The organism is Achromobacter sp. UMC71 (assembly GCF_014170305.1).
In the GTDB taxonomy this organism is placed as follows: Bacteria; Pseudomonadota; Gammaproteobacteria; order Burkholderiales; family Burkholderiaceae_B; genus Achromobacter.
In genome coordinates this window covers 59,714-86,333 of record NZ_LZZT01000050.1, presented here as the reverse complement: position 1 = coordinate 86,333, position 26,620 = coordinate 59,714, and the positions used below count along the sequence as shown (strand labels likewise).

Annotated in this window: 21 protein-coding genes; 13 read left to right on the top strand and 8 right to left on the bottom strand. The window is 63.4% G+C overall.

The window, feature by feature from the left end:
* Nucleotides 1-28: 28 nt before the first annotated feature.
* Nucleotides 29-3,493 carry a transcription-repair coupling factor gene (gene mfd, locus A9974_RS25430; protein WP_183006952.1) on the top strand — a complete coding sequence of 1,155 codons (3,465 nt, stop codon included), beginning with the start codon at nucleotides 29-31 and terminating at the stop codon, nucleotides 3,491-3,493.
* A gap of 23 nt (nucleotides 3,494-3,516) precedes the next feature.
* The gene (serB, locus tag A9974_RS25425; protein ID WP_183006951.1) at nucleotides 3,517-4,374 is read left to right on the top strand and encodes a phosphoserine phosphatase SerB; all 858 of its coding nucleotides are present in this window, start codon (nucleotides 3,517-3,519) and stop codon (nucleotides 4,372-4,374) included.
* Between the two features lie 126 nt (nucleotides 4,375-4,500).
* Here serB and A9974_RS25420 read toward each other — a convergent pair whose 3' ends face one another.
* On the bottom strand, nucleotides 4,501-6,771 hold the full coding sequence (locus A9974_RS25420) for a TonB-dependent siderophore receptor (protein WP_183006950.1): 2,271 nt from the start codon (nucleotides 6,769-6,771) through the stop codon (nucleotides 4,501-4,503).
* A gap of 247 nt (nucleotides 6,772-7,018) precedes the next feature.
* Between A9974_RS25420 and A9974_RS25415 the strand changes: the two genes are divergently transcribed.
* The 3 genes from A9974_RS25415 (at nucleotide 7,019) to A9974_RS25405 (ending at nucleotide 9,974) form a co-directional block, all read left to right on the top strand.
* Nucleotides 7,019-7,720 carry a FadR/GntR family transcriptional regulator gene (locus tag A9974_RS25415; RefSeq protein WP_370539682.1) on the top strand — a complete coding sequence of 234 codons (702 nt, stop codon included), beginning with the start codon at nucleotides 7,019-7,021 and terminating at the stop codon, nucleotides 7,718-7,720.
* A 32-nt stretch (nucleotides 7,721-7,752) separates the two neighbouring features.
* On the top strand, nucleotides 7,753-8,652 hold the full coding sequence (locus A9974_RS25410) for an amidohydrolase (RefSeq protein ID WP_220806120.1): 900 nt from the start codon (nucleotides 7,753-7,755) through the stop codon (nucleotides 8,650-8,652).
* A 92-nt stretch (nucleotides 8,653-8,744) separates the two neighbouring features.
* Nucleotides 8,745-9,974 (top strand): MFS transporter, encoded by a 1,230-nt coding sequence (locus tag A9974_RS25405; protein WP_183006949.1) that lies wholly within the window; start codon nucleotides 8,745-8,747, stop codon nucleotides 9,972-9,974.
* 49 nt (nucleotides 9,975-10,023) lie between these two features.
* Here A9974_RS25405 and A9974_RS25400 read toward each other — a convergent pair whose 3' ends face one another.
* A complete protein-coding gene (locus A9974_RS25400) occupies nucleotides 10,024-10,749 on the bottom strand; it encodes a response regulator transcription factor (RefSeq protein ID WP_183006948.1) in 726 nt (241 codons plus the stop codon).
* Between the two features lie 392 nt (nucleotides 10,750-11,141).
* On the opposite strand from A9974_RS25400, the gene A9974_RS25395 reads away from it, so the two are divergent.
* Both A9974_RS25395 and A9974_RS25390 read left to right on the top strand, forming a co-directional pair.
* Nucleotides 11,142-12,026, top strand: a complete 885-nt coding sequence (locus A9974_RS25395; protein ID WP_183006947.1) for a LysR substrate-binding domain-containing protein — start codon at nucleotides 11,142-11,144, stop codon at nucleotides 12,024-12,026.
* Nucleotides 12,027-12,241: 215 nt separating this feature from the next.
* A complete protein-coding gene (locus A9974_RS25390) occupies nucleotides 12,242-13,147 on the top strand; it encodes a LysR substrate-binding domain-containing protein (protein WP_183006946.1) in 906 nt (301 codons plus the stop codon).
* Here the strand turns inward: A9974_RS25390 and A9974_RS25385 are convergent.
* Nucleotides 13,100-13,945 carry a winged helix-turn-helix domain-containing protein gene (locus A9974_RS25385; RefSeq protein WP_183006945.1) on the bottom strand — a complete coding sequence of 282 codons (846 nt, stop codon included), beginning with the start codon at nucleotides 13,943-13,945 and terminating at the stop codon, nucleotides 13,100-13,102. The genes A9974_RS25390 and A9974_RS25385 overlap by 48 nt on opposite strands.
* A gap of 88 nt (nucleotides 13,946-14,033) precedes the next feature.
* Entirely contained in the window at nucleotides 14,034-14,870 is an 837-nt protein-coding gene (locus A9974_RS25380) for a response regulator transcription factor (protein ID WP_183006944.1), read from the bottom strand.
* Nucleotides 14,871-15,393: 523 nt separating this feature from the next.
* On the opposite strand from A9974_RS25380, the gene A9974_RS25375 reads away from it, so the two are divergent.
* The 5 genes from A9974_RS25375 (at nucleotide 15,394) to A9974_RS25355 (ending at nucleotide 22,192) form a co-directional block, all read left to right on the top strand.
* Nucleotides 15,394-16,659, top strand: coding sequence for an EAL domain-containing protein (locus A9974_RS25375; RefSeq protein ID WP_183006943.1), 1,266 nt, complete (start codon nucleotides 15,394-15,396; stop codon nucleotides 16,657-16,659).
* A 331-nt stretch (nucleotides 16,660-16,990) separates the two neighbouring features.
* Nucleotides 16,991-17,527: a fimbrial protein gene (locus A9974_RS25370; protein WP_183006942.1), complete on the top strand. Its 537-nt coding sequence runs from the start codon at nucleotides 16,991-16,993 to the stop codon at nucleotides 17,525-17,527.
* 186 nt (nucleotides 17,528-17,713) lie between these two features.
* Nucleotides 17,714-18,496, top strand: a complete 783-nt coding sequence (locus tag A9974_RS25365) for a molecular chaperone (RefSeq protein WP_183006941.1) — start codon at nucleotides 17,714-17,716, stop codon at nucleotides 18,494-18,496.
* Between the two features lie 19 nt (nucleotides 18,497-18,515).
* Entirely contained in the window at nucleotides 18,516-21,086 is a 2,571-nt protein-coding gene (locus A9974_RS25360) for a fimbria/pilus outer membrane usher protein (protein ID WP_183006940.1), read from the top strand.
* Between the two features lie 110 nt (nucleotides 21,087-21,196).
* Nucleotides 21,197-22,192, top strand: a complete 996-nt coding sequence (locus tag A9974_RS25355) for a fimbrial protein (RefSeq protein WP_183006939.1) — start codon at nucleotides 21,197-21,199, stop codon at nucleotides 22,190-22,192.
* Nucleotides 22,193-22,225: 33 nt separating this feature from the next.
* Here A9974_RS25355 and A9974_RS25350 read toward each other — a convergent pair whose 3' ends face one another.
* The gene (locus A9974_RS25350; protein WP_183006938.1) at nucleotides 22,226-22,951 is read right to left on the bottom strand and encodes a response regulator transcription factor; all 726 of its coding nucleotides are present in this window, start codon (nucleotides 22,949-22,951) and stop codon (nucleotides 22,226-22,228) included.
* Nucleotides 22,952-23,316: 365 nt separating this feature from the next.
* Here A9974_RS25350 and A9974_RS25345 point away from each other — a divergent pair, with 365 nt between their 5' ends.
* A complete protein-coding gene (locus A9974_RS25345; protein WP_183006937.1) occupies nucleotides 23,317-23,562 on the top strand; it encodes a hypothetical protein in 246 nt (81 codons plus the stop codon).
* 40 nt (nucleotides 23,563-23,602) lie between these two features.
* On the opposite strand, the gene A9974_RS25340 is transcribed toward A9974_RS25345, so the two are convergent.
* From A9974_RS25340 to nuoN, 3 genes are all read right to left on the bottom strand, one after another.
* On the bottom strand, nucleotides 23,603-24,619 hold the full coding sequence (locus tag A9974_RS25340) for a tripartite tricarboxylate transporter substrate binding protein (RefSeq protein WP_183006936.1): 1,017 nt from the start codon (nucleotides 24,617-24,619) through the stop codon (nucleotides 23,603-23,605).
* Nucleotides 24,620-24,793: 174 nt separating this feature from the next.
* The gene (locus tag A9974_RS25335; RefSeq protein ID WP_183006935.1) at nucleotides 24,794-25,123 is read right to left on the bottom strand and encodes a DUF2818 family protein; all 330 of its coding nucleotides are present in this window, start codon (nucleotides 25,121-25,123) and stop codon (nucleotides 24,794-24,796) included.
* 12 nt (nucleotides 25,124-25,135) lie between these two features.
* Nucleotides 25,136-26,620, bottom strand: a complete 1,485-nt coding sequence (gene nuoN / locus A9974_RS25330) for an NADH-quinone oxidoreductase subunit NuoN (RefSeq protein ID WP_183006934.1) — start codon at nucleotides 26,618-26,620, stop codon at nucleotides 25,136-25,138.

The window sequence follows — 26,620 nt, the reverse complement described above, 5'->3', positions numbered from 1 at the left end:
CTTCCGCTTGATGCCTGCTCCCAGCCTGATGCCCACCCCCACTCCCTCCGCCACGGCAGCGCCGCCCGTCCCCGCGACCGCCCCCACTCTTGCCGCGCTGAAAGCCGGCACGCGCTACGCCCAGCCCCGCCCGCCGGGCTCTGGCGACGCCTGGTTGCTGGCCGACCTGGCCCGGCAGGCGGCCGCGCCCCTGGTGGTGCTGACCGCCGAGCCGCTCGAGGCGCAGCGCCTGGCCGAAGAGATTGCGCTGTTCGCCCCCGGACTGCGGGTGCGCCAGCTGCCCGACTGGGAAACGCTGCCCTATGACGCCTTTTCGCCCCACCAGGACCTGATCTCCGAGCGCCTGCACACCCTGCATTCGCTGATGACGAAGTCGGTGGACGTGCTGACGGTGCCGGTGACCACGGCGCTGTACCGGCTGGCGCCGCCCTCGTTCCTGGCGGCCTACACGTTTTCCTTCAAGCAGAAGGACAAGCTCAACGAATCGGCGCTGCGCGCGCAACTGACGCTGGCCAACTACAACCACGTCACCCAGGTCACCGCCCCCGGCGAATTCTGCCTGCGCGGGGGGCTGATCGACCTGTTCCCGATGGGCTCGGCGCTGCCCTACCGGCTGGACCTGTTCGACGACGAGATCGAAACCATCCGCAGCTTCGACGTGGACACCCAGCGCAGCCTGTATCCGGTGCGCGAGGTCCAACTGCTGCCCGGCCGCGAGTTCCCCATGGACGAGGAATCGCGCAACCGGTTTCGCGCGCGCTTTCGCGAAGTCTTCGAAGGCGACCCCTCGCGCGCCCTGCCCTACAAGGACATCGGCAACGGCATCCCGTTCGCCGGGGTCGAGTACTACCTGCCGCTGTTCTTTGAAGAAACCGCCACGCTGTTCGACTACCTGACCGAGGGCACCATCACCGTCACCGTCGGCGACATCGACGATGCGATGCTGCGCTTCAGCCAGGACACGGGCAGCCGCTACACCTTCCTCAAGAGCGACCGCGAACGCCCGGTGCTGCCGCCATCCGCCCTGTTCCTGGACGAACAGGCCCTGTACGGCCACCTGAAGGGCTTCCGGCGCCTGTCGCTGGCCGCCGGCCAGCCTCACCCCGATTTCCGCGCCGCGCCCGATGTCAGCGTGGCACGCCGGTCAGAAGACCCAATCGCCAAGCTGCGCACGCTGGTGGGCAAGCATCAAGGCCGCGTGCTGCTGTGCGCGGACTCCGCCGGCCGCCGCGAGACGCTGGTGCAGATGCTGAACGAGTTCGGCGTCACCCCGGACGCCCAGCCGGACACGGTGGAAGCCTTCCTGGCTTCGGACGCGCATTTCGGCATCGTCGCGGCGCCCCTGGGCACCGGCTTCGAGCTGCCCCAGGCCAACCTGGCCTTCCTGACCGAAAACGACCTGTATCCGGGCCTGGCCAACACCGGCCGGCGCGGCAAGCGCGACCAGGAACGCGCCAGCAACGTCGAAGCGATGGTGCGCGACCTGTCCGAGCTGCGCGCCGGCGACCCCGTGGTCCATGCGCAGCACGGCATCGGGCGCTACCACGGCCTGGTCAACATGGACATGGGCGAAGGCGAGATGGAGTTCCTGCATCTCGAATACGCCAACGGCAGCACGCTCTATGTGCCGGTGTCGCAACTGCACGTGATCGCGCGCTACAGCGGCGCCGATCCGGAAGCCGCGCCGCTGCACCAGCTGGGCTCGGGCCAATGGGACAAGGCGCGCCGCAAGGCGGCCAAGCAGGTGCGCGATACCGCCGCCGAACTGCTGGCGCTGTACGCCCAGCGCGCCGCGCGCGAAGGCTTCGCGTTCAACCTGCCGCTCAACGACTACCAGGCCTTCGCCGAAGGCTTCGGCTTCGAGGAAACCGCCGACCAGGCCGCCGCCATCGAGGCCGTGCTGGCCGACATGACCTCGGGCCGGCCGATGGACCGCCTGGTCTGTGGCGACGTCGGTTTCGGCAAGACCGAAGTCGCCCTGCGCGCGGCCTTCCTGGCCGTGGCCAACGGCAAGCAGGTCGCCCTGCTCTGCCCCACCACGCTGCTGGCCGAACAGCATGCCCAGACCTTCTCCGACCGCTTCGCCGATTGGCCCGTGCGGGTCGTGGAGCTGTCGCGCTTCCGTTCGCCCAAGGAAGTGGCGGCCGCCATCGAAGGCATCAACGACGGCCGGGTCGACATCGTCATCGGCACCCACAAGATCCTGTCCAAGGACGTCAAGTTCAAGCGCCTGGGGCTGGTCATCATCGACGAAGAACACCGCTTCGGCGTGCGCCAGAAAGAGGCGCTGAAGGCGCTGCGCGCCGAGGTCGATGTGCTGACCCTGACCGCCACGCCGATCCCGCGCACGCTGGGCATGTCGCTGGAAGGCATCCGCGATTTCTCGGTCATCGCCACCGCGCCGCAAAAGCGCCTGGCCATCAAGACCTTCGTACGGCGCGAAGACGGCAGCACGCTGCGCGAGGCGCTGCTGCGCGAACTCAAGCGCGGCGGCCAGTGCTACTTCCTGCACAACGAGGTCGAAACCATCCACAACCGCCGTGCCCGCCTGGAAGAACTGGTGCCCGAGGCCCGCATCGCGGTGGCCCACGGCCAGATGCCCGAGCGCGAGCTCGAACAGGTGATGAAGGGCTTCTACCAGCAGCGCTACAACGTGCTGCTATGCACCACCATCATCGAAACCGGCATCGACGTTCCCAGCGCCAACACCATCGTGATCCACCGCGCCGACCGCTTCGGCCTGGCGCAACTACACCAGTTGCGAGGCAGGGTCGGCCGCTCGCACCACCAGGCCTATGCCTACCTGCTGACGCCCGGCGAGGACGCCATCACCAGCAACGCCAAGAAGCGGCTCGAGGCCATCCAGGCCATGGAAGAACTGGGCTCGGGCTTTTACCTGGCCATGCATGACCTGGAGATCCGCGGCACCGGCGAAGTGCTGGGCGATTCGCAGTCCGGCAACATCCAGGAAATCGGCTTCTCGATGTACAACGAGATGCTCAACGAGGCCGTGCGCGCCCTGCGCGCCGGCGAAGAGCCCGACCTGGACGCACCGTTCAACCTGGCCTGCGAAGTCAACCTGCATGCGCCCGCGCTGCTGCCCTCCGACTACTGCGCGGACGTGCACGCGCGCCTGGGCGTGTACAAGCGCCTGGCCCATGCCGCCGACGAAGACGACCTGATCCACATCCAGGAAGAGCTGATCGACCGCTTCGGCAAGCTGCCCGACGCCGCGCAGACCTTGCTGACCACGCATCGCCTGCGCCTGGCCGCGCAACCGCTGGGCATCATCAAGATCGACGCCAGCGAAACCCAGGCGCTGCTGCAATTCGGCGCCAAGACCAGCGTCGATCCCGCCAAGATCATCGAGCTGGTGCAACGGCAACGCCACATCAAACTCGCTGGACAGGATAAATTGCGGGTTGAGATCAAGGCCGCGCAGATCCCGGCCCGTGCCGATGCCGTGCGCGCCGTGCTGCGCGCCTTGAAGTAACCCGCCCCGACCTTCGCATCTTTATGACTATCCACCACCTTGTCGTTCAATCTCCCGGCCTGACCGTCGAACACGCGGAGCAGATCGCCGCCTTGGCCCAAGCCCAGGGCGTGGCCCGTATCAGCGCCACGGCCGCCCGCCTGCTCGACGTGCAGCACGACAGCGCCACCCGCGCCGAAGTGACCGCCTGGGCCGAACGCCACGGCATCGACATCGCCTTCCTGCCCGCGGGCCTGAAGCTGGCACACTGCAAAGTGCTGGCCATGGACATGGATTCCACGCTGATCAACATCGAATGCATCGACGAGATCGCGGGTGTGGCCGGCGTCAAGGACAAGGTCTCCGAGATCACCGAGGCGGCGATGCGCGGCGAGATCAAGGACTTCTCCGAAAGCCTGCGGCGCCGGGTCGCCCTGCTCAAGGACGTGCCTGCCGACGCGCTGGAACAGGTCTACACCGAGAAGCTGCGCCTCAATCCTGGCGCCGAACGCCTGATCACCACCGCCCAGGCGGCGGGCATCAAGGTGCTGCTGGTGTCGGGCGGCTTCACCTTCTTCACCGATCGCCTGCGCGAACGCCTGAAGCTGGACAGCGCGCACGCCAACACGCTGGAAATCGACAACGGCGTGCTGACCGGCCGCGTGCTGGGCGACATCCTGGATGCGGACGCCAAGGCCGTCTACCTGCGTGAATTCGCGCGCACGCACGGTGCCACCAAAGAGCAGATCATCGCGATGGGCGACGGCGCCAACGACCTGAAGATGCTCGGCGCCGCGGGCATCCCCGTGGCCTACCACGCCAAGCCCCTGGTGCGGCAGCAGACGCGCTACGCCCTGAACGTGTCGGGCCTGGACGGCGTGCTGAACTGGTTCGAAAGCTGATACCCGCCTGCCGCAAGACGTAAAAAAAAGCCACCTTTTCCAAGGTGGCTTTTTCTTGCCCTGCCGCCCCGTGAGGCGGCGGTATCGCCCCGGGCCGCGCAGATGCGGCACGGGACCCGCGATCGTTCAATAGCGCATGTTCACGCTCAGGATCGCCGAGCGTCCTGGCGCGATGTTGGCGTAGTGGGCCGGATACGCCTTGTCGTAGTAGGTTTTGTCGAACAGGTTGAACACGTTCAGCTGCACGTTCCAGTTCTTGTTGAAGCGGTAGCCGGCCATGGCATCGAAACGCCAGTACGACGGAATGTACGTGGTGTTGGCGGTGTTGCCGAACTGCTTGCCGACGTAATAGGCGCCGCCGCCCAGCATCAGGTCCTGCGTCACCGCATAGGTGGACCAGAGGCTGAAGCTGTTTTCCGGCGTATTGGGGAAGTTGTTGCCTTCATCCGTGCCCGCGCCGTCCTTCAGCTTGCTCTTCATGTAGGTGTAGCCGCCGAACACTTGCCAGGCGGGCGTGATGGCGCCCGAAAAGCCCAGCTCCAGGCCGTTGACTTCCTTCTTGCCGGCCATGGCGTAGTCGCCGGTAGGCAGCGTGACCCGCGCGTTGGTCGTCTCGGTGCGGAACAAGGCGGCCGTCAGGGTCATGCGGCGATCCAGCACGTCCCACTTGGTGCCGACTTCATAGGTCTTGTTCTTTTCCGGCGCCAGGTCGGCGGCGTTCAGGCCCACGTTGCCGCGTCCCGGCGTCAGCGCGAGGCTTTCGCTGCCCTCACCCAGCGTTGCATTGGACGGCGTGGACGAGGTGGCGTAGGACACGTAGATGCTGCCGTTATCCGTCGGCTTGAACACCAGGCCCAGTTGGTAGTTCACCAGCGTGTCGTCACGCTTGATGACCTGGAAGTTGTTGGCAGGCGTATTGGTGAACTTGGTCTCGTAGCGATCCAGGCGCAGGCCGCCGTTGATCAGCCATTGGGGCGTGAGTTCTACGGTGTCGAACGCGTAGATCGACTTGGTGATCGTGCGCGACTTGGTGGGTTGGCCGACGCGATCGCCGTCCAGGGTGTTGACCCAGGGATCGTGCGGATTCGGATCGTACAGGCTGGTGCAGTTGTAGCCCGAGGCCGCGCCCAGGAAATTGCAGGCGTTGTTCTTGCCCGGCGTGCCCGAGCCGCGATTGACCGCCAGGGAATCCTTCTTGCCCTCTTCCTTGGACAGTTCAATGCCTACGTTGAAACTGTGCTTGAACGAACCGGTGTCGAACTTGCCCACCAGCTCGGTCTGGTTGGCCAGGCTGTCGACACTGCTGCTGCGGGTATTGGCACGGCGCCAGACGCGGCCGTTGAGCACGTTGCCCTGGCTATCGTCGGGTTGGGTCCACACGTAATCCTGGGTGGAATAGGTGTAACGGGTCATGTTGCGCAGCGTCAGGCGATCCGAGAAGTCATGCTCGATGCCGATCGTGCCCATATCGGACGTGGTCTTGCGATAGTCGCTGGCCAGGCCGTAGAAATTGTTGCGGTTGACGCTGGCGGGGCCCGTTTCCTTGATGCCCATGTAGCTGCCGTTGCGCTGCACCTTGGTGCTCGGATACGCATACGGGATGCCGCTATCGGGCAAGTCGTCCGACTGCATGTGGTAGTAGCTCAGCGTCACGCGGGTCGGCGAATTGACGCCGAAGGTGATCGTGGGCGCCACGCCCCAGCGGCTGTTGTTGACCATGTCCCGGCCGGCGACATCGGCGTCGTGATACATGGCATTCAGGCGGAACGCCGTCTTTTCGCCCAGCAGCCAGTTGCTGTCGATGGTGCCGCGGTAATAGTTGTCGGTGCCGATGCCCAGGCTGGCGGCCGTGAAATTCTCGGCCTTTGCCGTCTTGCTGATCAGGTTGATGCTGCCGCCGGCGCCACCACGGCCGCCATAGGCGCCGTCCGAGCCCTTGATGACCTCGATCTGCTCCAGGTTGAAGACTTCGCGCGAGGTCGCGCCGATGTCGCGCATGCCATCCACGTAGGTGCTGGCCTGGGCGTCATAGCCGCGGATGATGGGACGGTCACCCAGCGGGTTGCCGCCTTCGCCGGCGCCGAACGTGATGCCGGGCGAGTTGCGCAGCGCTTCCGTCAGTGTGGACGCCGCCTGGTTCTGGATCACTTCCTGGGGAATCACCTGGACCGACTTGGGCGTGTCCAGCAGCGGCGCGGTGAACTTCTTGGAGGCGGAATCCTTGACGTCATACGGCGTGTACGAGTCGCCCTGCACTTGCACGGGCGCCAACTGCGTCACACCCTGGCCGCCCGACTGCGCATGCGCGGTCGGGGCCAGGAACAGCGCCGGCGTAGCCAGCACCGCAGCCAGCGATCCGCTGAGCGAGGTGACGGCGAAGGAGTCTTCGGATTTCAATGGCTTCTCCAGAATATGAATAACAACGATTCTTGTTTTTTGACAGGTTGCGATTCTGGACGCTGAAGCTGAAAGACTCCTGAAAGGAGCTTGAAATAAGACCAAAAGGCGAAAAAACAACACGAGTTAAAGAAGTTTTCCCGATGTAGTGCAGTACATAACGACGGCATCCGCTCGGGCCCTGTGTTCACTTTTCATAGGGGTTTGCACTGAGTTATATGGTTTTCAGAGAATATAAGATTGCCACATGCATCTGGCCTCCCGCCCCCTCACACTGACCGAACGGGTCATCCAGGATCTGCGTTCCAAGATCGAACGTAGCGTGTATGCGCTGGGCGACCGGCTGCCGACCGGCAAACAACTGGCGGCCGAGTACGGGGTCAGCGCCATGGTCATACGCGAAGTGACCGAGCACTTGCGCACCCAGGGCTATATCGAGAGCCGCCAGGGCGTGGGCTGCACGGTCCGGGCCCGCACGTCACAGGCTGGCTTCCAGTTGCCGCCACGCCAGACGCTGGATGCGACCGAGCTGGCAGAGGTATATGAATTGCGCCTGGATCTGGAAAGCGCCGTCGCCGAGCTGGCTGCCCTGCGCCGCGACGCCCGCGACGTCGCTGAACTGGGCGCCATCCTGCTGCGCCTGGAGCGAAGCTTGCACGATCCACGCAGCACCGAAGCCGATGCGCAATTTCATTTGCGCATCGCCGCCGCCACCCGCAACAAGTACCACCAGCAACTACTGCAATACCTGAACACGCAACTGCATGAGACCGTCCGCGTGGCGCGCCAGAACACGATGCGCCAAGCGGGCCTGCCGGAGCAGGTGCACCAGGAGCACGTGATGCTGTATGACGCAATCAAGGCAGGAGATCCCGTACTTGCCCGCGCGGCCGCCACGTCGCACCTGCTGCGGGCGATGGCGCGCCTGGACCTGCGCCGCCCCTCTTGAACACCCGCTGACGGCCTTACCCCGGAGAAAACATGACCCTCGATTCCACGCGTCCTCGCGAGGACGTCCCCTTCTGCCTGCCGCCCCTGGAACGCATGGCCCCCTCGTCCTTCGCGGTTCCGCCCGGTGCCGTTGACACGCATGCGCACGTGGTCGCTGCGGACCGCGATGCCTACCCCATGGTGACCGAGCGAACCTACACACCGCACCCCGCCACGGAGCAGGCCTACCTGTCCATGCTCGACGCGCAAGGCATGGCTCGCGGAGTGCTGGTGCAGATCAGCGTGTACGGGACCGACAACCGCTACATGCTGCAGGTACTGCGCCGCCACCCGGACCGCCTGCGAGGCATTGGCGTGGTAGCCCCCTCGGTAACGGACGCCGAACTGGAGGCCATGCATGCCGCGGGCGTGCGCGGGCTGCGCATCAATGTCCTGTTCGGCGGTGGCATCGGCTTCGATGCGATGGAAACCCTGGCACACCGCATCGCGGGCCTGGGCTGGCATATGCAATTCCTGATGGACGCGCGGCAACTGCCCGCGCTCATGCCGCGCATGCGCAAGCTGCCAGTGCCCGGCGTGATTGACCACATGGGCCACATGCCCGTGTCCGAAGGCATCGACAGCGCGGGATTCCAGGCCATGCGCAGCCTGCTGCAGGACCACGGCTGGTGGGCCAAGCTGTCCGGCGCCTACCGCATCAGCGAACGCCACGACGACTACGGTGACGTCACGGCCTGGGCGCGCGCGCTGATCGACGCCGCGCCCGACCAACTGGTCTGGGGTAGCGACTGGCCCCATGTGCACCTGCCACGCATGGTAGACACCGGCAAGCTGCGCAATCAGTTGACGGACTGGGCGCCGGCCCCCGAAGTCCGCCGCCGCATCCTCGTGGACAACCCGCAGCGCCTATACGACTTTCGACCCGTTTGATCTTCCGCCGGGCCGCCTCGCGCGCGCCGAGCCCTTCCCGCGGAGCAGCGCCCCAGGCGCGCGCAGATACTGATAATTCAAGAGACTAATCCATGCAATGGTACAGAGAACTTAGCGCCACCGAGCGCCGGACTTTCATCGGCGCGTTCGGTGGCTGGGCCATCGATGCGCTCGACTTCATGGTCTTTACTTTCGTGATTTCCACGTTGATCACCCTCTGGGGAATCGACAAGGGCCAGGCGGGCATGCTGGGTACGGTGACGCTGCTGTTTTCGGCGATAGGCGGCTGGCTAGCGGGCATCCTGGCCGATCGCTATGGCCGCGTGCGCGTCCTGCAATACACCATCCTGTGGTTTTCCGCCTGCACCGTGGCCATCGGCTTCGCGCAGAATTTCGAACAGTTGTTCGTGCTGCGCGCGCTGCAAGGGCTGGGCTTCGGCGGCGAGTGGGCAGTCGGCTCGGTGCTGATGGGCGAAATCGTGCGCGCCGAGCACCGCGGCAAGGCCGTGGGTACGGTCCAGAGCGGCTGGGCGGTGGGCTGGGGCGCAGCGGCGATCCTCTATACCCTGGCGTTTTCGCTCCTGCCGCCCGAATGGGCCTGGCGCAGCCTCTTCTGGATCGGCGTGCTGCCAGCCTTCCTGGTGTTGTACATCCGCAAACACGTGCCTGAGCCCGAAGTATTCCAACGCACGCTCGCGCAGCGGGCCAATGGGGAACAGCGGCCGTCTTTCTGGACCATCTTTTCACCGGCGCTGCTCAAGACCACGGTGGTGACGTCGCTGCTGTGCACCGGTGTGCAAGGCGGCTATTATGCGATCACGACTTGGCTGCCTACCTTCCTCAAGACCGAGCGGCAGTTGTCCGTGCTTAACACCGGCGGCTACCTCCTCGTCATCATCATTGGTTCGTTTTGCGGCTATATCGCCGGGGCCTACCTGGCCGATCGCCTGGGCCGGCGCGCGAACCTGCTCATCTTCTCGGTGTTGTCGGCGGCCAGCGTCTATCTGTATACGCAGGTGCCGCTGTCGAACGAACAAATGCTGGTGCTGGGCTTCCCGCTCGGTTTTGCCGCCTCGGGCATCTTCAGCGGCATCGGCGCATACCTGACCGAGCTGTTTCCGTCCTCGGTGCGAGCCACCGGCCAGGGCTTTGCCTACAATTTCGGCCGTGGCATCGGCGCGCTGTTCCCCAGCCTGGTAGGCTTTCTGAGCCAGACGCATGGATTGGCCTGGGCCATTGGCGCGTTCGCCACGGGAGCCTACGTGGTGGTGATCGTCACCGCGCTGCTGCTGCCCGAGACCAAGGGGCGGGAATTGACGTGAGCGGGTGCCGACTCCCGCAGGTCGCAGCGGAAACGCAAATGCGCGCCGGTTAAGCGTAGACGCGTTGGTCGGCCGCGGTCGCCATGACCTGCGTCAAGCGGAACCCCCGCGCGTAGACGCTGTTCAGTTGCAGTCCGTTTTCGGGCTGCAACTGCAGCTTCGTGCGCAGGCGGTATACGTGCGTATCCAGCGTCTTGGAATCGAATTCCAGCAGGCGGCCCCATATCGCCTTTTCGAGCGCGATGCGCGGCACCAGGCGGCCGAGGTTGCGGAACAGGTACAGGCCAAGGTCGAATTCCCGGCGCGACAGCTTCATGGCCTGCCCTCGCAGCGTGACGATCCGGCCTACGGAATCCAGGTGATAGTCCCCGACCTGGATCGAATCGGCGGGCAGCACCGAATGAGGGTAAGCACGGCGCAACAACGCGTTGACCCGCGCGGCCATCTCTCCGAGGCGCACCGGCTTGCTCATGCAATCGTCGGCACCCGCCGCAAGCCCCGCGGTGACATCGCCGTCATCGTTCGCACAGCCAACCAGCAAGATCACGGGTTGAGCCCGTTTGCCGGCACTCCTGACGCGCTCGATGATTGGCGCGACCATGCTGTCCACAGTTGTGCCCAGATCCAGGATGAACAGGTCATACTCCACCGCGCGGCCCGATTCCAGGAACAAGTTGCACTGCTCGTAGATCGAAACCTCATGCCCCATTGCATTCAGCAAGAAGGTCATCACCTCCGCCTGCTCACGCTTGCCACTCAATACTGCGATCTTCATAAATCACCTCAAGGCACCCCGCGACTGAGCAGCCGCATGGTGCGCAAAACACAACTCGGGATGACCCGCTGCTGTATAAAAAAAATGAACTGATATAAATTGAAAGAATGACGGAATAGCATCCTGCTCACGCCAAGGCGTTACGCTCCGTCATCACGATTCACCACGGGACAAACCGTATGCCCCCGCCCAATGAGCTCCTGCGCAACAAAGCGAAATAATGCAAAAATGCGCGCCATTCAAGGTAGATGCCCGCATATTCACAGCACATCGTTGCTCGGCAGCCACTAATCTAAGCAGAGATCGCGCCGGAAACAATCGACAATGCGGCCCCAACCTATGACGCCGCGGAATATCACCCGGGCCTCCCCATGAGACTGCAGCTCCCTTCCATGCCCGAGCTCCATGCCTTCATCGCCGTGGCGCGATCGGGCAGCTTTTCCGCCGCGGCGCACACGCTCTTCGTCACCCAGGGCGGCGTCAGCCGTTGCGTCCAACGCCTGGAAAGCCGACTGGGCACACCGCTGTTTGTGCGCAACAGCCGCGGCGTGTCACTGACGCCGGCCGGGCAACGGCTCTACGATCAGGTCGAGCCCGCCATGCAGACGCTGTCGGACGCGATCGCGGGCGTGCAAACGGACAGCGCCCCAGGCGGCGTACTGCGCCTGCGCACTGTGTCCACGCTATCCATGCGCTGGCTGGTGCCACGCCTGCCACTGTTTCATGAGCGCATGCCCGGCGTACGCGTGACCATCCAGCCCAACTTGCTGGATGATGATTTTCTGGAGACCGACGTAGACTGCTGGCTCTATTGGCGCAAGTCGGCCACCGGCCAGTGGCCCCGCCATCTACGTGCCACCTACATCATTGGCCGCGAGACCGTGCCGGTCTGTCATCCTTCGGTGCTGCCGTGCATCAAGACGCCCGCGGACCTGCTGCGCTATCCGCTGCTGTATCACGCCGAAGTGCCCGAGTTCTGGTCGCAATGGTGCGAGGCCTACGGCCTGCCTCCCCCCCAGACGCTGGACTCCGAATTCAACATCATGGCCGGCGCCATCGATGCGGTCGCAGACAACTTCGGCGTCACGCTCTCGCCGGCCTGCCTGCTGCAGATGGATTTGCGCGCGGGCCGCATTGCCGTACCGCCAAACATGGCGTATTCCAGCCGCCGCGGCTACTACCTGTGCACGCCCAAGACGCGTGACGGCGACCCGGTCATCGAGGCCTTTCGGGACTGGCTGCTGGAATGCGCCGAAAGCGACTTCGAAACGGACTGAATCGCAGCCTCTACTCCGTAGGCGCACGCTGCGCGGCCGCCACGCCGCGTACACCCGCAACGGCCAGGCACAGCGAGGAGTTTTAATTTCAACGCGTCTTGCGCGTCTACACTGGTCCTGACCAGCCGCCAGCGACCCCGGCGGGCTGGAACATTCCTCTTTTCCGCTCTGTTTCCGGGCGGACTCCGCCACACCCAGGCTCGCCGACACCCGCCATGCGCCTGCTGCTCCCCTCCATGCCCGAACTGCACGCCTTCGTCGCCGTCGCCCGAGCGGGAAGCATCAGTACATCGGCGCAGAGCCTGGGCATGACCCAAGGCGGCGTCAGCCGCTGTATCCGGCGGCTGGAATCGCGCCTGGGAGTGATGCTGTTCGTGCGGCGCGGCTATGGCGTCACGCTGACGGATGCCGGGCGCCGCCTGTTCGATCGGATCGATCCTGCGCTGCACCGGCTACATGAGGCGATGGTGCACATCGGCTCGGACGCATCGACCCGCAGCCGACTGATCATCAACGCGGCATCGACGCTGGCCACGCGTTGGCTGATCCCGAAGCTGCCGGAATTCAATGCGCTGGTGCCGAACGTTCGCGTGGTATTGCAGCCTTACATGCCCGCCAGTGATTTCCTGGATCCGCAGACCGATTGCTGGATCGTACCGCCACCAGCCAATGGCGGGGCCTGGCCGCCCCACATCCTGTCCGAGTATCTGGCCGGCAAACATATCGTCCCGATCTGCCATCCTAAGCTCACCGCGAGGCTGCGAACGCCCGAGGACCTGCTTGAACACCCGCTGCTGCACCACCTGGAACAGCCTGGCAACTGGAAGGAATGGATACACGCGCAAGGCTGCGCGCAGCCCTTCTCGCTCGACTCCGGATTCAGCACCGTGGCCGACATCATCGATGCGGTCGCGGAAGGGTTCGGCGTGGGGATCGTGCCGCGCTGTCTGCTGGAAGTGGATCTGCGCGCGCGCCGCGTCGCACTGCCCTTTCCGCGCCCGGTATCGACGGATGGCGGCTACTTCATCTGCACGCCGAAGGCTCGCGCAGACGATCCCGTGCTGGAGAAATTCTCACGTTGGCTGCTGCGGCGGGCCCGCAAGGATCTCAAGGGAACCTAAGAGACTTGCAGGAACCGGCGCTGCCCTGCGTGCACCCGGGCCGTCCGCCATCTTTGCTGTGTCGAATCGCTCGTCCGCGATCTGCAATGCCCCCACGAAAGCATACCCACGTCCCCGTACGCTCCTGATCGGCAACACGACCCCCTGCATTTCGGCCCTGCGTCTCAGCCGGTTCACCACCACATCGATGGTGCGCCCTGTCAGGCGTTCTCCCCTGGAGCCCTCTAGCGGTTCCCCGCGGTAGACCGCCATGCCATGGTTGCGCGCGAACGCCAGCAACAGGAGGCGTTCGGACTTTCTCAGCGACAACTGCGGGCCGTCCGTCGACGCCAACGTCCAACCATCCTCGGTCAAGACCCAGGAGCCAGTCTGTTCGAGCGCGCCTGCACGATCTGCTTCGGCGTCGGCCGCGCCGGCGATCCGTTGTGCGCCTTTGCGGCGAATGGCCAGCAGGATGGAGGCAAGCTCTTCCGGACCTGACTGGGCCGACAGGCAATTGTCCGAGCCAGCCAGATAGGCATGGATGCGGCGCTCCATGTCGAAAAACTCCCCCACGGCCACCACCGCCGCATCCGGAAAGCTGGTGCGGATCTGGCTTACTGTGACAAGGAAATTCAAACCGACGGAGAGGACAAGGTAAATCGCTCCGCCCCCCCTGGCGCGAAACTCTCGATGCAACGGTTCCGGACCGACGTCCCGCTCCAGAAACGTAAACCCCAGGCAGCCCAGCAACGAAGCGTAGCGACGCCTGCTTTCCGGCGCTTCGAATAAGACAAATGTTCCATTTTCGGTCGTCATGATCGTTACTATCGCCTCCTATTGAATGTCGACCGCTCCCCAACTGGCCGGGTGGCCCCCTACGCTTGCCGCTGCAGGAATGCCCCGCTCATGCTTGTGACAGGACCTGGATCAAGCGGAACCCTTGCGCGTACACGCTCGCGAGCTGCAGGCCATTTTCGGGCTGCAACCGGAGCTTGACCCGCAAACGATAGACGTGCGTGTCCAGGGTCTTGGAATCGATGCCCAGTTCTCTCCCCCAGATCGCCTTCTCCAGCGTCGCCCGGCTGACCAGCCGGCCGACATTGTTGAACAGGTACAGTGCCAATTCATATTCCCGGCTCGAAAGTTTGATGAGCTGCCCGTCGAGCCGCAACTGTCGCGCGGCCAGATCGATGACGTAGGCGCCCACCTCCAACATGCCCGAGAAGGGTTCGGCATCCGAGTAGACCCGGCGCGCCAACGCCTGCAGACGCGCGGAAAACACCGCGACGCGCAATGGCTTGAACATGACATCGTCCGCTCCCGCGTCGTAGAGGCTGGCCAGCTCACCTTCAGCCAGTTCGTCCGCCAGTACCAGGATGGGCGGAATCGTCGTGACGTGCGCCCTGATGCGCGAAATCAAGGCAACGCCCGCGTCATCCCTCGCTCGGGGCAGGTCCAGGACGACCAAGTCAACACGCTCCATGCCCGGCGTGCCATCGACGCGTTCCGGCCAAGTGTCCATGACGCAGGCCTGATACCCCTGAGCCGCCAGCAACTGCGTCAGCAAGTCCGCCTGCGCAAAGCCATGGCCGACCAACGCGACATGCCGCGTCGCGGTGACGGGCTTGCCGGTTCTGGCACCGGCACCATCAGTATCTTCTCCTTGATCCGGATTCGCCTGGGTGCCGAGTGAATCGGCAGGCATCACGTCAGCGTGCATCTGGAAATTCTTGAACAACATGGCAATTCCAATACCTTTATTTCCCTGCGATTAGGTATCCACTAAGCATTTCTTACGCCCGTGACGGGCATCTCGTGACCCCGCGGGTCGGGGAGAAAATTACGCGTACGAGTGACGCGAACTCCCTGAAAAACACATGAGGCCGCCTCATGCGCACAGCGTTTCGTCCGCACCGGCGACTGACGCGCCTTCGGGGCGCAGACCAGGACATACCTCTCGTTCTCCAAGCCCTTGCTCGCGGCATATTTCGTGTGGTGAAGTTGGAAATACTACTCACCCAAATGGGTTGAATTTCGAACAATAGTCAAAGCCCGGCACCGGGCAGATGGCCCTCGCCATAGCGCAACCCTGCCGCGCCCGGCCTGCCCGCTCGAATACCTAGGACAGGGCTGATTCAAGCCGCCGCCGCCCAGTGAAAGAATCACGGCCATCTCTTGCGGCAGGCAGCCACACAGGCTCTGCCCTCTTTCGCACGCGTTATCGCGCGGCGCGACCCAGAACCAGACGCCATTCGCGGGCCACCATGATCAATACCATTCTTGTCGTCGATGAATACGACACCCATCGCGTGAGCCTCTCCACTGTGCTGCGCAAGGCCACCGGCGCGCATATCGGCGCGGCGCGCAACGGCCAGGAGGCGTTGGCACAAATGCGCGGACGACACTGGGACGTGGTGGTGCTCGACCTGGATATGCCCGACATGACTGGCTTGCAGCTGATCGACGCACTCACCCGGCAAGGTGGCGCCGGCGGCATTGTCATCACCAGCCGGCACCAGGCCCGCGTCGTGCAGGCCGCAGCGGCCTATGCTCAATCTTGCGGCCTGCCGACCTTTGCCACGCTGGAGAAACCGCTGAAGATCAGCCGCATGCGCGATGTGGCAGCATCGCTGGCGCGGAACCTGCGGGCACATCGGCAGACCACCGTAGCCGGCGCATTGCGCGAATCCTCATTGCCACAACCTACCCGCGCGGACCTGCTTGAAGCGCTGGAGACGCACCGCATAGAAGGGTTCCTGCAACCCCAGCACTACGCCGACAATGGCGCGCTGCGCGGTGCCGAGATGCTGGCCCGATGGCGTTGCGACGATGGCTCCCTGCTCGAGCCATCTGCCTTCCTGCCTGCCTTCGAAGAGGAAGGTCTGATGCAAGCGCTGACTGATCACATGCTGCGGCTGGCGTTCTCGGCGCAGGTCCGTTTCTCCGGCATTCGCAACCTCACGATCAGCATCAACATCCCGACCGGCATCGCCTGCTCCGTAGACTGGGCCCAGCACATGGCCGAATGCGCCAGGCGGGCCGGCGCCGATCCGGCGCGCATGGTCATCGAAATCATCGAAGACGGCGACGCGTCAGCCATCCCCACCCTGACGGGCGCGGTCACGCAATTGCGCCTGCGCGGCTTCAATTGCGCCATCGACGATTTCGGCACGGGCGGATCCTCTTTGGACCGCCTGCTGTGGGTACCCTTCAATGAGCTCAAGATCGACCGCCACCTCATCAGCCATGCACGGCATCACCCGCATGCGCGCCGCATCTTGTGGAGCACCATCAACATGGCGCGCGCGCTCGGCACGCTTGTCGTGGTCGAGGGCGTCGAGTTGGAAGAGGACCTGAAACTCGTGAAGAGCATGGGTGGGCAGGTTACCCAGGGCTATTTGCACGGCAAGGCAATGACAGCCGACGCCTTCGAGGGCTATGCCACCGCAGGGCGGGCCTCCGCGCCCCGACCGCCCGGGCTGGCCACTGGCATTGCGCTATTGCTGGGCTCGTCACTGATCAGCGAGTGAAGCGCCTGCCCGTTTCCGATACATCACTCGCATTTTGCATCCCACGCCCCGTAGGACAATCACCTCAGGCGGCGTTGATACGGCCTGGCCTCACGCAAAAAAAATGCGGCGTAAACACGACACTGGACGAGTTGAAAATAAACGCGATTGCATCAATGAGCAATGTGGCCGCGCATTTATTCCCGAATATCTCTCAATTTCCCAGATCGGAATACCGCCAGCGAATTGGCAAATACAACAATAGTTAAAGTCAATTTTTGACCGCGTTCACTGACATAGACTGCGTTCGCCATTTGGCAAACCCATCGCAACCATCCATTCAAGGAACGCAATGAAACACCTCACCATCGCCAAGATCGCCACCATTGCCGCGCTGTCCGCCGCTGCCCAAGGCGCGCTCGCCGCCGATGGCACGATCAACTTCATCGGCGAAATCGTCGACGCGCCGTGCTCGATCGCCCCCCAAAACCAGAACCTGACCGTTCCTCTGGGCAAGATCTCCCGCGCCACGCTGGACGGCGCCGCCGGCAAGGTGTCCCCGGCCGCCAAGTTCACCATCAATCTGATGGATTGCGGCGCCACCGCCAAGGGCGCCACGGTGACCTTCGCGGCGCCCGCCGACGCCGTCAACAAGAACCTGCTGCGCGTTGGCATTGGCGAGGTCGACGGCAGCTTCGCCACTGGCGTGGGCATTCAGATCGCCGATTCCAGCGGCAAGCAGATCCCCGTCGGCACGGCGTCGGGCAACTACACGCTGGGCCAGGGTGACAACGCTCTGCAATTCCAGGCCAACTACATGTCGACCGGCGCCGCCGTGAAGGTGGGTCAAGCCAACGCCATGGCGCAATTCACCGTCGCCTACAAGTAATCACACCTCAGGGCGTCCGGCCCAGGCCGGATGCCGACTGCGCTGCAAAGAGAATGCGTGCCCCGGGGCTTCCCGGTGGCACGCGCTCGCCTCCCCCCGAATCAAACGCCATGCCGTGCGGCGGGAACGCAGCGCCGCAGGTCAAGTTTTGTGCATGTGCAGGACGCCCATGCACCGGAGATATTCATGCTGTTCAAGCGTGCCACTTCCTTTCTTGCCACGCCGCTCGTGGCGGTCAGCCTCCTGTCCGCAGGCACCGCTCCCGCTGGCGCGGCCATCATGCTGGGCGGCACCCGCGTCATCATCAACGAACGGGATCGAGAGGCCTCGATCTCGATGAAGAACGAAGCCAAGGCGCCGTTCGTGGTGCAGGCATGGATCGACGCGGGGGAAGGGAAGACCAAGACCCCATTCCTGGTAACGCCGCCGCTATCGCGACTGGATCCGGGCGTGGAGAACATATTGCGCGTGCTGCGGACATCCAGCGACCTGCCACGCGACCGTGAATCCGTATTCTGGCTCAACGTCAAAGAGATTCCGGAACGGACTCAGGAAGAGAACGTGTTGCAGGTCGCCGTGCGCAGCCGCATCAAGCTGTTCTATCGCCCCTCGACGTTGAATGCCGACGAGGCCCTTGCCGCTCGAAACCAACTGAAGTGGGCCGTGGCCGCGGAAGCCAGCGGCAAGGGCGCCGTGCTGAAAATTGTCAATCCCACGCCGTTCCACATCACCTTCACTTTCCTCCAAACCAACAACGGCTCGCAACCAATCAATCCGGACATGGTTCCGCCGCTGGGGGAACTCGTCATCCCGCTGCCGTCCGTCAAGACGCCGCAAGCCATGTCGCTGCGCTTCACCACGATCAACGACTACGGCGGAGAAACGGCCGAGGAAATCGTCGACGTTCCCGTGACCAACGAGCCGGTGACCGTCGTGCCGCGCCCCGTGCCTGAAGTCAAGAAGCCCTGATACCTGGATAGGTGAGCTTGTGAGTCGTGTTCCATCCCCCTTGCGCGCTGGCGGCCATGCGCTGTCCGTTCTGGCCCTCGCGCTTTATGCACAGAGCGGCAGCGCCCAGCAGCCGCAGGCCAGCACTTTCAACGAGGGTTTTCTTGAAATCGGCGGCGACCAGCAAGGCGCGGACCTGTCGCTGTTCTCTTTTGGCAACCAGGTCCTGCCGGGCGAGTACCTGGTAGACGTGGTGCGGAACGACTTGCGGCTTGGCCAGTCGCGATTGCGCTTTGTCCCCGCCCCGGAAAAGCGCGATGCGGTGCCGTGCCTGACGGCCAGCATGCTGTCGTCCTGGGGCGTGAACGTGGCCGCGTTTCCTGGTCTGTCGTCGCAGCCGGAAGAGGCATGCGTCGACCTCGCCGCCACGATACCGGAAGCGAGTTCGCACTATGACGGCGGACGTCAACAGCTTACGCTGAGCATTCCGCAGGCGGCTCTGGCGAGATCGGCCCGTGGCGCCGTCGATCCTGCCAAGTGGGACCGCGGCATCACCGCGGCGATGCTGGACTATCAACTGAACGTAACGCGCTATGACGGCACCAACTATAACGAGGCCAACCGCAACACTTATATGGCTGGCGCTTTCGGCGCGCCGTACGAAGACAAGAAGCCGCGGCGCGACTCGGTATTCGGCAGCGTGCGCGGCGGCTTCAACCTTGGCGACTGGCGCTTCCGCAACTACTCGACCTATAGCCGTGACCTGACGGGGGAAAGCCGCTGGGAAGCCGTCCAGACTTATGCCCAGCGCGACTTGAAATCGATCAACGGCCAGCTGCTGCTGGGCGATGGCTATACCTCCGGCGATCTGTTCGACGGTTTCCAGTTCCGTGGCGTGCAGATTTCTTCCGACGAGTCCATGCTGCCGGACAGTCTGCGCGGCTATGCTCCCACCATCCGCGGTATCGCGCAGACCAACGCGCGCGTCACGGTGCGCCAGAACGGCTACATCATCTACAACACCTACGTGGCGCCCGGCCCCTTTGTGCTGGACGATCTCTACCCCACGTCCGCCGGCGGCGACCTGGAAGTCACCATCACCGAGGCGGACGGCCGCGAGACGCGGTACGTCCAGGCCTACTCCGCCGTGCCCACGCTGTTGCGCGAGGGCACTTGGCGCTACAGCGCAACCGGCGGCCAGTACCGTGAGGGCTACGGCCGCTATGAAAGCGACAGGCCGCGGCCGTACTTCTTTCAGGGCACGCTGGCCCGCGGGTTGCCTAAGGAATTTTCGCTGTATGGCGGCACCACGCTGTCGCAGAAATACCAGGCCGCCATGATCGGTATCGGCAAGAACATGCAAAGCCTGGGTGCCGTTTCGGTGGATCTCACCCATGCACGGACCAAGGGCGATACAGGCGAAACCCTCAACGGCCAGTCGCTACGCTTCCTGTATGCGAAGTCGCTGGAGCAAACCGACACCACGTTCCGCATGGCCGGCTATCGCTACTCCACCAGCGACTACCGCACATTTCCCGAATCCGTGGGCATGCGCTATGCGCAGGAGAACGGGTTTCCGTTCACCAACAGGCGCAACGAACTGCGGCTGGAAGTGTCCCAATCACTGGGACGCTGGGGCACGCTCTACGGCTCCGCTCGGCAACAGAGTTATTGGCACAGCGACCGCAAGGACCGGCTGATCCAGGTCGGCTATTCGGGCAGCTACCAGCGGCTTACCTACAACCTCTACTACAACCAGTACTCGAATCTGTACGGCCCCACAAACCGGCAAGTCATGCTGACCTTGTCGATGCCGCTGGGCCGCAGCAACGCCTCGGCCATGTATTCGGTCTCGCGCGACAGCGACGGCCGCGTGGCCCAACAGGCCAGCGTGTTCGGCAGCGCTTTCGAAGACCATCGCATGACCTACGGCGTGACGGTGGACCACGCCAATCAGAACGGCACCAGTGGCAGCGGCAATCTCAGCTACAAGGGCCAATACGGCCGCCTCGACCTGGGCCGCAGCCAGGGCCGAGGCTACGGCCAGACCAACCTGGGCGTGGCTGGCGGCATCCTCGTGCACGCCGATGGCGTCACGCTGTCCCAGCCCCTGGGCGAGACCATCGCGCTGGTGCGCGCGCCGCAAGCTGCCGGCGTGGGGGTGGAATCGCAATCTGGCGTGCGCACCGACTGGAACGGCAGCGCCGTGGTACCCAGCATCACGCCCTATCGCAGCAACCGGATCGCGCTGCTGACGCAGGATCTGGGTGACAAGGTGGAAGTCAAGCATGCGGCGCTTGACGTGGTGCCCACGCGTGGCGCCGTGGTCCTGGCGTCGTTCGAGACATCGGTGGGCTATCGCCTGATGCTGGTGCTCAAGGACGCCGATGGTCGGCCGCTGCCCTTCGGATCGCGCATCGAGAATGAAGCCGGTCAGGAAGTCGGTGTTGTCGGACCGGAGGGCCAAGCCTATGTGACCGGCGCACCGGAGGCCGGCACGCTGAAGGTGATCTGGGGCAGAAGCGAATCCACGCAGTGCACGCTGAAGTATACGTTGCCGCAAGAAGAGCATCCGTCGCCGATCCGTCATTACGAGGGTATCTGCCCATGAAGTGGCGGGCCTACCTCAATCTCTGCCCGCAGCAGGATCATGCTTCCTTGGAAGGGGGGCGATCACTGCATATGACGCGGCCTTTGCCAATAGCTTCACGGATCCCGTATATGAAAACTAACCCCCTTTGCATTGTTGCCGCTTCACTGCTGGCATTCGGCTCGGTAGTCCCTCGTATGGCATTGGCGGAGTGCTTCTACCGCCCTCAAGCCAATATAGGGACGAAAGCCATCAACCTCGGCACGGTCATCGTCAGCCAGAATGCTGCGGTGGGTGACGTCATTCACCGCAGTTCATTCATCGCCGGTTGGCCCGAGACTGCACACTGCACGCCCCCAGGAGGCACCATGACGTACCAGAATCAGATACTCTGGGGGGAGGAAGTCAATGGAATCAATAGGGTCTACTCCACGAATATTCCAGGAATCGGCTATAGGGTTATCGTGCCTGGGGTCATCAATAAGTATTTCCCTGGGACATATACAAAAAACTTCTCCGTCTCGGGTCTCGAGTCGTGGGGGGCAGCGACTCGCTGGACAGTTCAGTTTGAACTTGTGAAGACGGCATCGCGAGTCGGCAACGGCCCTCTGGATCGCTTGACATTCGCGCGCGCTCAATCTGGTGCAGGTCCCTCCGAACCCTATCTGGTCCTGCAGATTGGCGACATTCGCATTCTCGCTCCGTCGTGTCAGGTGGCCATTGGCTCACGCAACCAGACCGTGAATCTCGGGCAGGAATTCCGCAATCGATTCCGTGGCGTCGGCAGTACCACAGCCAGCAAGGATTTCCAGGTGATCGTCAATTGCCAGGCCTCACCGAACGGTATCGAGAACACCGTTTCGCTGACCATGGATGCGACGTCGGATACCTCAAATGCACCTGGTGTTCTGGGCATCGACTCCGGTACAGGGACGGCAACGGGTGTCGGCATTCAGGTGCTCGATAATGATGGCCAGCCCGTGACATTCGGCCAGCCAAGGCAGCTGGGCCAGTCGAAGGACGGCGACTACCTGGTGCCCTTCAAGGCACGCTATTACCAGGTCGCCAACACGGTTACCGGCGGCAAGGCCGATGGCAGAGCGACCGTGACCCTGACCTATAAATAGGAACATGCCGTTGGACCTTGGGCGCTATGGACGCTACGCGCCCACCAATCCCGTTTCGATGCCATAGCGCAATAGTTCAATATCGCGCTGCAAGCCAAGCTTGAGCATGGCGGTGGACTTCTGCGTGCTGATCGTCTTCTTGCTACGGTCCAAGCGGGACGCAATTTCGTTGACGGTCATGCCGGACAGGAACAGCCGCACGACCTCCAATTCGCGCCCCGTCAGCGCCGCAGGACCTTTCCTGCATCGTGGGATCGACTGCGCCACCGCTTCGATACGTGGTGAAAGATAGCGGCTGTCGGAGCGCGCGCGCAGAATGGCCGGCATCAGATGGCTGAGTTCGTCGAGCTTGCTGACAATGCACTGCACGCCGCGCGCAAGCAGCGCGTGCACCACGCCGGCATTCTCGAGACAGGTGAGAATGACGATGCGCAGCCCCGGATAGCGCCGCCGGATTGTTTCCTGGCTGAGAACGACATCATCGAGCAATCCGTCGAGCATGGCGTACTCACAGACCAGCACATCATAGGCCCGTGCATCCAGTGCCTGCTGCATGCCACCCGCGCCGCGCGAAGCGCATGTCACGTCGATCGCGGTGCCTTGGGACAGGGCATGCCGCACGCCCAGGCATATAGCGGGGTGGTCGTCCGCGACCAGAACTCGGAAATTGAGGTGATTCATGATTTGAGCATCTTGGAAAAGAACGAGCGCCGTGCGCGTATCTGAACCGGCCGAAAACGCGTGCACGCACGACAGCATTCAAGCCTCCGTCTTAGCCGGAAATCCTAGGACTTTCCCGACATCGAAACGGAGTGTAGGGACGAGAACGCGGTCACAAATTGAACCTTTACGATTGTTCAATCTTCAAGTTCCGGCGCAGTTCCCTGCCCCGGGGAACCCACGCGTGATTCCTCTTGGCCGTTCACCATTGGACACCGCAGCCATGTTGTTTTTTTGCGGTCTTCAGCACGCAGGTCCACTGCCCTTGTCAGCGTGGCGGATGGCAGCTCGCGCCGTCAGGCGTTCTTTGCATATGTTTACTTTTGCACTGCCATATCGAGCCATAAACTTCTCGCTCGTCGTTGCTCGAACGGCACTCATGAAACCTTGCTTGGAACCCATCAATGATCAATTCTTCTTCTGAGAATGACGCCCCCCTCACCGAAGCAGAACGGCGAGCGCTACGCACGCGTCTCGCGGCCAGCAAGCTGCTGAAAACCTCGGGCCTGCACTGGGAAATCAAAGACCCTTGGGAAATCGAAGCGCCGCGCGCCGCTCAGCCACACGTCATGCGGACGCCATCCCCAGTGGAAGCCGAGCTCCGCGCGTACATGGCGGAAATGAAGAAACCTTGGCCAATCACGAAATGAAAAGAGACCGGAGTGTTCCGGTCTCTTTTTTTGATGCTCCTCAACCATCAATAGGCTTGCGAGCCATGCGCTTGAACAGCTCGGCGACCATCCGCCGTTGTCGCGCGAATATCTGGTCCGCCGCGTCCTGGCTGTCGATCGACCGCGCGACGATGCGCCCTTCGGATTCCAGCCGCGTCCGGATGCCGGGAACATTCAAGACTTCGCCAATCGCTTTGCGAAGCACTGCCACTCGATCCTGCGGCACCTGCGGCCTGAAGTAGTAACCTTCACCGATCGTGTACTCGAAGTCTGGGACAAGCCGGCTCTGGGAGATCAGGGGAATATGCTGCATCGGCGGCGGCAATACTGTAGAGAAACTACTCAGGATCTTGATTCGCCCCTGCTCGCGCATACCCTCGAAACGGGACTGATATGCCTGCAGGGAAAAATCGATCTGCCCCCCAGCCAGATCCTGCAACGCCGCCGATACCCCTTTGTAAGGCACGTGCAGGAACGGCAGATTCAAGCGAGCCGCCAGCGCCTCCCCCATCAGATGAAAGAGGGAGTCCACGCCCGACGTGGCATAGGTGAGTCCGACATCCCTATCAAGGCGGCCGGCATAATCGAGGAACTCGTCCAGCGTATCAACCGGAATATCCTTTCTGACCAGGAGCACCAGGTTGATGTCCGCAAGGGGGGCGGCCAAGCTGAAGTCATTGGGCTTGTAGCGGGCGGCCTCATTGAGCGCCGGCACCAGGAACACCTCGTTGATCGTCCCTTGCAAGAAGGTATAGCCATCAGCGGGCGAGTCCAGGAACTTCTGCGAACCAATCAAACCAGTGGCGCCACCGACATTTTCCACCGCGACTGTCTGGCCGAGCCGGCCCTCCAGCGAATCGGCAATAATGCGCGCTGCGGCGTCGCTCGAACCGCCGGCGGGATACGGCACGAGCAGCGACAGGGGATGCGCGGGAAAACTGCCCGCGGCAGTCGCTGCGCAAGTGCCCCCGCCCATCGCCAAACCGGCGGCCCAGCCCATGCATTGGAGAAAGCGACGACGGTCAAGGACGTCCATGTCTACCTCCAGCCGATTCAACCCGATAAGAATGTGGCCCCCGAGGCGGGTGCCAATGACGCCTCACGGTGACAAGATTATGCCGAAATCTTCGACTCGGAGCCACGCGTAGGGCCATGAAAAACGCCCCTGGCGGGGCGTCTGGTGTGTTCTGCGCGTGTGCCGGTGACGCACTCAGGCCCGCAGGCGCGGATGGCGCTTAAACAGATACCGGTACACGAACCCCGGATAAGCCAGCACCAGGTACAGGCTCAGGGTGATGGCGTAGAACTCCCAGGTCTGCGCGAAGCGGTTGCCCAGCGTGGACTCGAACGTGAAACCCAGGGCGCCCACGATCAGGTAGAACACCAGCACTTCGATCAGGCGCATCCAGAACGGTTTGACGGCGGCTCCGTCGCCCTGCTTCCAGGGCAGCACGGCGAATACGCGCTCCGTCAGGAAAGGCAGGTTCGCGCTGACAAGCGCCAGCGCGATCAGGAGCCATACCGCCAAGGTCTGGTTCATGGCCCGGTTCGCTTACAGGCTGAGCGAGCTGCGGATGGCCTGCACGCACAGGGCCATCAGGCCGCCCGGCAGCAGGCCCAGTACCAGGATCAACAGGCCGTTGACCGACAGCACGCCGCGCTGGCCGCAGGTAGCCGCCATCGGGGCCGCATCGGCCGCGGGTTCGTCGAAGTACACGACCTTGACCACGCGCAGGTAGTAGAACGCGCCGATCAGCGAGAACATCACCGCGACCACGGCCAGCGTGACGTGACCGGCGCTGATCAGGGCCTGCAGCACGGCCAGCTTGGCATAGAAGCCCACCAGCGGCGGAATGCCGGCCAGCGAGAACATCAGCAGCAGCACGATGGCGGCATGCCACGGGCTGCGGCGGTTCAGGCCCTTCAGGTCGTCGATGTGCTCGCACTCGAAACCCTGGCGCGACAGCAGCAACACGATGCCGAAGCTGGCCAGCGTGGTCAGCACATAGGTCAGCATGTAGAACAGCGACGCGCCGTAGGCGGACGAGGCCAGTTCCGGCTTGCCCGCGACCGAACCCGACATCAGGCCCAGCAGCACGAAGCCCATGTGCGAGATGGTCGAATAAGCCAGCATGCGCTTGAAGTTGGTCTGCGCGATGGCGGTCAGGTTACCGATGGCCAGCGACAACACCGCCAGGATCATCAGCATCGGCTGCCAGTCGGCGGCCAGGCCGTGCAGGCCGTCGACCAAGAGGCGCAGCGTGATGGCAAAGGCCGCCAGCTTGGGCGCGCCGCCCAGGATCAGCGTCACCGCCGTGGGCGAACCCTGGTAGACGTCCGGCACCCACATGTGGAACGGCACGGCGCCCAGCTTGAATGCCAGACCCGACACCAGGAACACGATGCCGAACACCAGGGCCAGCTTCTCGGCCTTGCCGGCGGCGATGACCTTGGAGACTTCAGCCAGGTCCAGATGGCCCGTGGCGCCGTAGACCATCGACATACCGTACAGCAGGAAACCGGAGGCCAGCGCGCCCAGCACGAAGTACTTCATGGCGGCTTCGGTGGCCACGACGTTGTCGCGGCGCAGGGCGATCAGCGCGTACAGCGCCAGGGACATCAGTTCCAGGCCCAGGTAGATCGAGATCAGGTTCCCGGAGGAGATCATGACCATCTGGCCCAACAGGGCAAACAGCGTCAGGACGTAGAGTTCACCGCCCTTGAGCATGTCGCGCAACTGGGCGTAGACCCGGCCGTAGACCAGCGTGACGGCCACGGCGATGTACGAGGCGATCTTCAGCAGATGCGACAGTTCGTCGGTGACGTACAGGCCGTTGAAGGTCGAACCGGCAACGCCGTTCTTCCATTGGACGACCGACACGACGGTCAGCACGCCCAAGGCGAGCAGGGTCAGCAGGAACGTCGGCTTGCGCTCGGGGTGATTGCTGACCGCGTCGACGAGCAGGATAGCCAGGCCGAAAATCAGCAGAAGGATTTCCGGCGTCGCCAGGGCGAAATCGATTTGGGATTGCATCAT

Bases quoted from the DNA above. Each gene is read 5' to 3' on its own strand.
- A9974_RS25380 (WP_183006944.1), bottom strand. From the start codon at position 14,870: ATGTTGTTCAAGAATTTCCAGATGCACGCTGACGTGATGCCTGCCGAT.
- A9974_RS25350 (WP_183006938.1), bottom strand. From the start codon at position 22,951: ATGCTGTCGTGCGTGCACGCGTTTTCGGCCGGTTCAGATACGCGCACG.
- A9974_RS25375 (WP_183006943.1), top strand. From the start codon at position 15,394: ATGATCAATACCATTCTTGTCGTCGATGAATACGACACCCATCGCGTG.
- A9974_RS25400 (WP_183006948.1), bottom strand. From the start codon at position 10,749: ATGAAGATCGCAGTATTGAGTGGCAAGCGTGAGCAGGCGGAGGTGATG.
- A9974_RS25345 (WP_183006937.1), top strand. From the start codon at position 23,317: ATGATCAATTCTTCTTCTGAGAATGACGCCCCCCTCACCGAAGCAGAA.
- A9974_RS25365 (WP_183006941.1), top strand. From the start codon at position 17,714: ATGCTGTTCAAGCGTGCCACTTCCTTTCTTGCCACGCCGCTCGTGGCG.
- mfd (WP_183006952.1), top strand. From the start codon at position 29: ATGCCCACCCCCACTCCCTCCGCCACGGCAGCGCCGCCCGTCCCCGCG.
- A9974_RS25390 (WP_183006946.1), top strand. From the start codon at position 12,242: ATGCGCCTGCTGCTCCCCTCCATGCCCGAACTGCACGCCTTCGTCGCC.
- A9974_RS25385 (WP_183006945.1), bottom strand. From the start codon at position 13,945: ATGACGACCGAAAATGGAACATTTGTCTTATTCGAAGCGCCGGAAAGC.
- A9974_RS25415 (WP_370539682.1), top strand. From the start codon at position 7,019: ATGCATCTGGCCTCCCGCCCCCTCACACTGACCGAACGGGTCATCCAG.
- A9974_RS25395 (WP_183006947.1), top strand. From the start codon at position 11,142: ATGCCCGAGCTCCATGCCTTCATCGCCGTGGCGCGATCGGGCAGCTTT.
- A9974_RS25370 (WP_183006942.1), top strand. From the start codon at position 16,991: ATGAAACACCTCACCATCGCCAAGATCGCCACCATTGCCGCGCTGTCC.
- A9974_RS25405 (WP_183006949.1), top strand. From the start codon at position 8,745: ATGCAATGGTACAGAGAACTTAGCGCCACCGAGCGCCGGACTTTCATC.
- A9974_RS25410 (WP_220806120.1), top strand. From the start codon at position 7,753: ATGACCCTCGATTCCACGCGTCCTCGCGAGGACGTCCCCTTCTGCCTG.
- serB (WP_183006951.1), top strand. From the start codon at position 3,517: ATGACTATCCACCACCTTGTCGTTCAATCTCCCGGCCTGACCGTCGAA.
- nuoN (WP_183006934.1), bottom strand. From the start codon at position 26,620: ATGATGCAATCCCAAATCGATTTCGCCCTGGCGACGCCGGAAATCCTT.
- A9974_RS25355 (WP_183006939.1), top strand. From the start codon at position 21,197: ATGAAAACTAACCCCCTTTGCATTGTTGCCGCTTCACTGCTGGCATTC.
- A9974_RS25335 (WP_183006935.1), bottom strand. From the start codon at position 25,123: ATGAACCAGACCTTGGCGGTATGGCTCCTGATCGCGCTGGCGCTTGTC.
- A9974_RS25340 (WP_183006936.1), bottom strand. From the start codon at position 24,619: ATGGACGTCCTTGACCGTCGTCGCTTTCTCCAATGCATGGGCTGGGCC.